Source organism: Stenotrophomonas sp. TWI169 (assembly GCF_039674705.1).
Classification (GTDB): domain Bacteria; phylum Pseudomonadota; class Gammaproteobacteria; order Xanthomonadales; family Xanthomonadaceae; genus Stenotrophomonas; species Stenotrophomonas maltophilia_P.
In genome coordinates, this window is the sequence record NZ_JBDJOB010000017.1 from 91,999 (window position 1) to 98,460 (window position 6,462).

A 6,462-nucleotide genomic window follows, 5' to 3' on the forward strand; every position below is an offset into this window, starting at 1 on the left:
CAAGCCAATGAATGACACATTCCAGCCATCGGACAGGATGAACAAGGGGGACATCGCCCCAGCCCGGCAGTTGCTGCGCAACGAGGCGCTGGACTGGTTCGAGCGCAACGATGGCCCGCCGGTCGTCGGTTTCCGCTTCGACAGTCCGCAGGGGCTCGCCCGTGAAGTCGACTGGCACCATCACCAGCGTGCGCAGCTGATCTGTGTCGAGCGCGGCCTGCTGACCACCCGCACCTCGCATGGAACGTGGTCGCTGGCGCCCGGTTCGGCCGGCTGGATGCCGCCCCTGGAACCGCACACGGTCGCTCTGGACGGCCCGCTGCGTGGCTGGGGCATGGCGTTGGCCGCGCCGGCCTGCACTGCCCTTCCCGCCGCCCCCTGCGTGCTGGGCCTGTCCAGGCTGGCGCAGGCACTGGCGGACCGGATCTGCAGCTGGTCGCTCGACCAGGTCGCCACGCCCGAGCACCAGCACATCATCGAGGTTCTGCTGGATGAGATCCGCACCGCACCGCGCCAGCGCATGCACCTGCCGATGCCGCACGATCGGCGCCTGCTGAAGATCGCCTCGCAGCTGCTGGCCGATCCCTCCGACGAGCGCAGCCTGGCCGAATGGGCGCATTGGGCCGGGCTTTCGCCGCGCAGCCTGACCCGCCACTTCCGCGACGAGACCACGCTGAGCTTCGCGCAGTGGCGCCAGCAGGCCCGTCTGTCCGAAGCGCTGCGGCAGCTGACCGATGGCCGCAGCGTGGCCGATATCGCCCATGCGCTGGGCTTCAGCAGCGCCAGCGCCTTCGTCACCGTGTTCCGCCGCCATTTCGGCCTGCCGCCCGGGCGCTACCTGGCGCGGGCCGGGAATGGACTGGAAACCGGCCTGGACCCTGCGCGCGGCTTGGCATCCCCGGCCGCATCCGGATAATCACAGGATTGCGAGCGGCGACCGCCGTCGCCGCCTCCCGACATAGGTAACAACGCCGCATGACCGAACTTGCCCGCCCCGTGTTCCACGGATTCGAACAACTGCCGTTGCGCGAGTACGCCGAACGCGCCTACCTCGACTACTCGATGTACGTGGTCCTGGACCGCGCCCTGCCGTTCGTCGGCGACGGCCTGAAGCCGGTGCAGCGCCGCATCATCTATTCGATGAGCGAGCTGGGGCTGAATGCCGCGTCCAAGCCGAAGAAGTCCGCACGCACCGTCGGTGACGTCATCGGTAAATACCACCCGCACGGCGACAGCGCGTGCTACGAGGCGCTGGTGCTGATGGCCCAGCCGTTCTCCTACCGCTATCCGCTGATCGAGGGCCAGGGCAACTTCGGCTCCAGCGACGACCCGAAGTCGTTCGCGGCGATGCGCTACACCGAATCCAAGCTGACCCCCATCGCCGAAGTACTGCTGGGCGAGCTGGGCCAGGGCACCACCGACTGGGCGCCCAACTTCGATGGCACGCTGCAGGAGCCGACGTGGATGCCGGCCCGCCTGCCGCACCTGCTGCTCAACGGCACCACCGGCATCGCCGTGGGCATGGCCACCGATGTGCCGCCGCACAATCTCAACGAGATCGTCAGCGCGCTGCTGCACCTGCTGGACGATCCGGACGCCACCGTGCGCGACCTGTGCGAGCACGTGAAAGGCCCGGACTATCCCTCCAGCGCCGAGATCATCACGGCCGCCAACGATCTGCGCACCCTGTACGAGACCGGCAACGGCAGCGTGCGTGCGCGCGCGACGTTCAGCCGTGAAGCCGGCAACATCGTGGTCACCGCACTGCCGTTCCAGGTATCGCCCTCGAAGGTGATCGAGCAGATCGCCGCGCAGATGCGCGCCAAGAAGCTGCCGTGGCTGGAAGACATCCGCGATGAATCCGACCACGCCAATCCGGTGCGGGTGGTGCTGGTGCCGCGCTCGAACCGCGTCGATGCCGAGCAGCTGATGGGCCACCTGTTCGCCACCACCGACCTGGAGCGCAGCTACCGCGTCAACCTCAACGTGATCGGGCTGGACGGCCGTCCGCAGGTGAAGAACCTGAAGATGCTGCTCAGCGAATGGCTGACGTTCCGCAGCAACACCGTCACCCGCCGCCTGCAGCATCGCCTGCAGAAGGTCGAACGCCGCCTGCACCTGCTGGAAGGTCTGCTGGTGGCCTTCCTCAACCTGGACGAGGTGATCCATATCATCCGTACCGAGGACGAACCGAAGGCCGCACTGATCGCGCGCTTCGGCCTGTCCGAAGAACAGGCCGAGTACATCCTGGAGACCAAGCTGAAGCAGCTGGCCCGCCTGGAGGAAATGAAGATCCGCGGCGAGCAGGACGAGCTGGCCAAGGAACGCGAGAAGATCATCGGCATCCTCGACAGCAAGGCCAAGCTGAAGAAGCTGATCCGCGACGAGCTGCAAGCCGATGCGAAGAAGTTCGGCGACGAGCGCCGCTCGCCGCTGGTCCAGCGCCAGGCGGCGCAGGCCATCGACGAGACCGAACTGGTGCCGAGCGAGCCGATGACGGTGGTGCTGTCGCAGAAGGGCTGGATCCGCGCCGCCAAGGGTCATGACGTGGACGCGTCGGCCCTGTCCTATCGCGATGGCGATGCGCTGCAGGGCGCCGTGCGCGCGCGCAGCACCCAGCAGGTCGCATTCCTGGACAGCGAAGGCCGGGCCTATTCAACGGCGGTGCACACCCTGCCTTCTGCGCGGGGCAACGGCGAGCCGCTGACCGGCCGTTTCTCGCCGGCGCCCGGCACCAGCTTCGTCACCCTGGCCAGCGCCGAGCCGGACGCACGCTTCGTGCTCGCGTCCAGCCATGGCTACGGCTTCGTCACCCGCTTCGAGAACCTGATCGGCCGCAACAAGGCCGGCAAGGCGATGCTGAACCTGTCCGCCGGCTCGTCGGTGCTACCGCCGGCGGTGGTCGCCAATGTCGAGAGCGACCGCATCGTGGCGGTGACCAGCTCGGGCAACCTGCTGGCGATTCCGGCCAGCGATCTGCCCGAACTGGACAAAGGCAAGGGCAACAAGATCATCGAGATCCCCAAGGCCAAGCTGGCCACGGAACGCGTGGTCGCCATCGTGGCGATCGGGCCGGGGCAGACCCTGCAGGTGCGCGCCGGCCAGCGCACGATGGGCCTGAAGTTCAACGAGCTCGACGCCTACCTCGGCGCCCGGGCGACCCGTGGCCACCTGCTGCCGCGTGGCTGGCAGAAGGTCGAAGGCCTGTCAGTGGAATGACGTGGCGGGGTCGGATCCCTTTCCAGCGGAAAGGGCTCTGACCCCAGCTCTGCCCGCCGGGCATGGCCCGGCGCTACCGGAACGCAGCACCAGACACGAAAAAGCCGGGGCATTCCCCGGCTTTTTCGTTGTCGGCTGGCGGGCGGTGGAGCGGCTGGCGGGCGAAGGCTGGCGAGCGATGCTCCGGTGCTGGCGGGCGACGGTACCGGTTCAGTGCGCCGGGGCGCCGCTGCCGTCGATCTTGCTCAGCTGGTACAGCTCCAGGCCGATGCGCTTGATCAGGCCCAGCTGCTGCTCCAGCCACCAGGCGTGGTCCTCTTCGGTGTCCTTCAGCTGCGCCAGCAGGATGTCGCGGCTCACGTAGTCGCCCTTCTCTTCGCACAGCTTCATGCCGGCGGCGAGGTTGTTGCGCACGGCGTACTCGGTGTCCAGATCCTTCTGCAGCATCTCCTCCACCGTCGTACCCGGCTCGGTCAGGTGCGGGCGCATGTCAGGATCACCGCCAAGGAACAGGATGCGGCGCAGCAGCGCGTCGGCATGCTGGGTCTCTTCCTCCATCTCGTGGTTCAGGCGCTCATACAGCGCGAACAGGCCCTGGTCCTCGTAACGGCGGGAGTGGATGAAGTACTGGTCACGCGCGGCAAGCTCGCCGCGCAGCAGTTCCTTCAGGCAGGCGATGACGTCCGGGTTGCCTTTCATGGGGGGCTCCTGTGAATCGATGCGGCATAGGGTGCCCCATTTCGGGATACGGTGATCTAATCGGAATCAGTCGCAGTTGCGCCTGCGGCTACAATCGGCCCCGGCGTTCGGAAAGGACCTGCAATGCGACGTACATGGCGTTGGCTGCTCGGCGTGCTGATCGCCACCCTGCTGGTGGTGGCCCTGGCAGCGTGGCTGCTGCTGCGCGGCAGCCTGGCCGATCTGGAAGGTGAACATGCCCTGCCCGGCCTAAGCGCAGCAGTCACTGTCGAGCGCGACGCGCTGGGCGTGGTCACCATTACCGCGGGCAGCCAGGCCGACGCCATGCGTGCGCTCGGCCGTGTCCACGCTCAGGAGCGCTACTTCGAGATGGACCTGATGCGGCGCAGCGCGGCCGGCGAACTGGCTGCGCTGTTCGGCCCGAAGGCCATCGAGGTGGACAAGCGCATGCGGGTTCATCGCCTGCGCGCGCGGACCGGAGCCCATCTGGAGGCCGCCCTGGGCAGCAACGCCGCGGCGGTGAACGCGTATGTCGATGGGGTCAACCAGGGCCTGGCCGATCTCTCCGTGCGCCCGTGGGCCTACCTGCTGCTGCGGCAGGCGCCGCAGCCGTGGACCGCCAGCGACAGCGTGCTGGCCGGGCTGGCCATGTACGCCGATCTGCAGGATCCGGGCAACCGGACTGAACTGGCGCTCAGCCGCATCCAGGCGGTGGTGCCACCGGCGCTGCATGCGCTGATCGCGCACCAGGGCAGCGAATGGGATGCGCCCCTGTTCGGCGAGCCGCGCGGCAATGCCCTGCTGCCCGATGCAGGGCAACTGGATCTGCGCACGCTGGCCGCCTCGCCCGCCTCCGTGCCGGTGGAAACCGGCGCAGTGGGCAGCAACAACTTCGCCGTGGCCGGCGCCCTCACTGCCGATGGCCGTGCGATCGTTGCCGACGACATGCACCTGGGCCTGCGTGCACCCGGTCTCTGGTTCCGCGTGCGCCTGCGCTATCCCGATCCGCAGGCGGCCGATGGCCAGGTCGACATCAGTGGCTTCTCGCTGCCCGGTCTACCGGCCGTCATCGTCGGCAGCAACGGGCACATCGCCTGGGGATTCACCAACAGCTACATCGACACCGCGGATTTCCGCAACGAACCGGCCACTGCCCCGGTGACGGTGCACGAAGAGCGCATCGCCGTGGCCGGTCAGGATGACGTGGTGTTCCCGGTGCGCGAGACCGCCTGGGGGCCGATCCTGCACACCCACGCCGATGGCAGCGGCGACGCACTGCGCTGGGTCGCACATCTGCCCGGCGCGGTGCGCCTGGATTTCGCCGACATGGCCCGCGCGGGCGACCTGGACCACGCCCTGCGCGTGGCCGACCGCGCCGGCATTCCTGCACAGAACCTGGTGATCGGCGACCGCAGCGGGCGCATCGCCTGGCGTCTGATCGGCGCCCGTCCGGACCGTGGCCCCGGATGTGCGGCGGCCGGCTACGCGCCAGCGCGCAATGACGCCTGCGCACCCTGGTCGCTGCGCAGCGACGCTGCCCCCGCACTGATCGATCCCGCCAACCACCGTCTGTGGACCGCCAACGGCCGCGTGCTGGACGGCGCCGCACTGGCAGTGGCCGGCAATGGCGGCTACGACCTTGGCGCCCGCGCGCGGCAGATCCGCGACCTGCTGGCGGTCCAGGACCGTTTCGATGAGCACGACCTGCTGGCGATCCAGCTCGATGACCGCGCGGTAATGCTGCAACGCTGGTGGGCGCTGCTGCAGCAGATCACCGCACACAGCAGCGACCCTGCACTGCAGCGCCTGCATGCAGCCAATGCGCACTGGGAAGGACGGGCATCGGTGGACTCGGTGAGCTATCGCATCACCCGCGGCTTCCGTGGCAAGGTGCTTGATGCGGTGGAAGGCGCGCTGCTCGCGCCTGCCCGCGCACAGCTGGGCGCCGACTACCTGCCGCCGCGGCTGCCCGAGCTGGAAGGCGTGGTCTGGCCGATGCTGGAACAGCGCCCGGCACATCTGCTGCCACCCGGTATCGACAGCTGGGATGCGTTGCTGGCGAAGGCCGCACGTGAGCTGGAAACAGATCTTGCCGGCCAGGGACCGCTGGCCCAGCGCCGCTGGGGAGAGCGCAACACCGCGTCGATCTGCCACCCGGTCAGTCGCGCCCTGCCCGCCTTCGCACGCCGCGCGTTGTGCATGCCGGCCGAGCCGTTGCCCGGCGACCGCGACATGCCACGGGTGCAGGCCCCGGATTTCGGTGCTTCGCAGCGGATGGTGGTCTCCCCCGGTCACGAAGCCGACGGCATCGTGCACATGCCCGGTGGCCAGAGTGGCCACCCGCTGTCCCCCTACTGGGGCGCGGGCCACGAAGACTGGGTGCATGGCCGCCCCTCGCCGTTCCTGCCGGGCAAGGCCCAGCACGTGATGACGCTGGTGCCGGCGAGATAGAGGGGTAGCGGGGGGGCCAGCCCGGCGCGCGGGCCCCGCCGGGCGACCCCACAAGCCCCCGGCCCGGCCCCGGGCGACCCGCGCCGGGGGGGG

The 6,462-nt window shown here is 68.9% G+C and carries 4 protein-coding genes; 3 read left to right on the forward strand and 1 reads right to left on the reverse strand.

Translation table 11 applies throughout. The annotated features are described in order from the left end of the window. The first annotated feature begins 7 nt into the window (after positions 1 to 7). Together ABE543_RS13845 and parC are read left to right on the forward strand one after the other, a co-directional pair. On the forward strand, positions 8 to 916 hold the full coding sequence (locus ABE543_RS13845; protein WP_065181185.1) for a helix-turn-helix transcriptional regulator: 909 nt from the start codon (positions 8 to 10) through the stop codon (positions 914 to 916). Positions 917 to 975: 59 nt separating this feature from the next. Next, on the forward strand, positions 976 to 3,219 hold the full coding sequence (gene parC, locus ABE543_RS13850) for a DNA topoisomerase IV subunit A (protein ID WP_053518348.1): 2,244 nt from the start codon (positions 976 to 978) through the stop codon (positions 3,217 to 3,219). A gap of 210 nt (positions 3,220 to 3,429) precedes the next feature. On the opposite strand, the gene bfr is transcribed toward parC, so the two are convergent. Next, a complete protein-coding gene (gene bfr, locus ABE543_RS13855) occupies positions 3,430 to 3,918 on the reverse strand; it encodes a bacterioferritin (protein WP_053518345.1) in 489 nt (162 codons plus the stop codon). 123 nt (positions 3,919 to 4,041) lie between these two features. Between bfr and ABE543_RS13860 the strand changes: the two genes are divergently transcribed. Continuing rightward, on the forward strand, positions 4,042 to 6,369 hold the full coding sequence (locus tag ABE543_RS13860) for a penicillin acylase family protein (RefSeq protein ID WP_346475798.1): 2,328 nt from the start codon (positions 4,042 to 4,044) through the stop codon (positions 6,367 to 6,369). The last annotated feature ends 93 nt before the right edge of the window (positions 6,370 to 6,462 follow it).